The organism is Streptomyces sp. W16, from assembly GCF_033194735.1.
Lineage (GTDB): Bacteria > Actinomycetota > Actinomycetes > Streptomycetales > Streptomycetaceae > Streptomyces.
This window is the reverse complement of the sequence record NZ_JAWOAI010001200.1, coordinates 1-808: the sequence shown is the minus strand read 5'-3', so window position 1 is coordinate 808 and position 808 is coordinate 1. Positions and strand designations below refer to the sequence as shown.

Sequence of the window (808 nt, the reverse complement as noted above, 5' to 3'; positions counted from 1 at the left end):
GCAGCGAGGCCCGGCACGCCGCCCGGCTGCGCGGCCACCCGCATGTGGCGACGGTGCACGACGTGGTGATCCACGAGGGCCTGCCCTGGATCGTCATGGAGTACGTCCCCGACGGCGTCGACCTCCAGGCGGTCGTCCGGCGCTCCGGACCGCTCCCGCCCGCACAGGTCGCCCGTATCGGGCTCGCCGTCCTCGACGCGCTCACCGCCGGCCACCGCATCGGCATCCTGCACCGGGATGTGAAACCGGCCAACATCCTTCTGGCACCGAACGCTTCGGGCGATCCGTACGCGCGCGTGCTGCTCACCGACTACGGCATCGCGCTCCAGCCCGAGTCCCGTGAACCCCGGCTCACCGCCACCGCCGGCATCCTCGGCACCCCTGGCTACCCCGCCCCGGAGCGGGCCCGCGGCGAGCCGCCCACCCCGGCCGCCGACCTGTTCTCCCTGGGCGCCACGCTGTACGCCGCCGTCGAGGGCCGTGGCCCCTTCGACCGCCACGGCGACTACGCGACCCTCACGGCCCTGCTCGGCGAGGAGCCCACGCCCGCCGTCCGCGCGGGCGAACTGGCGCCCGTGCTCCAGGGGTTGCTGGTCAAGGACCCGGTGCTGAGGTCGACACCGGAGACGGCGGCACACGGTCTGGAGCGGGTGGCGCTGTCGGCCGGTCCGGTACCGGGGCACACACCCATGCCGGAAGGCTTCGGCCCGGCACCGGGCGGCTGGTCCACCCCCGACCGGCCGCCGGGCAACGCCGACTTCGGACCTCCGGGCCACGTCCCGGGCGGGCCTCCGGGCCATGTCCAGGG

Annotated in this window: 1 protein-coding gene; it reads left to right on the top strand. The window is 75.5% G+C overall.

Annotated features, from left to right (window positions below):
* On the top strand, positions 1-808 hold an 808-nt coding region (locus R6V09_RS54190), incomplete at both ends, for a serine/threonine-protein kinase (protein ID WP_317888694.1).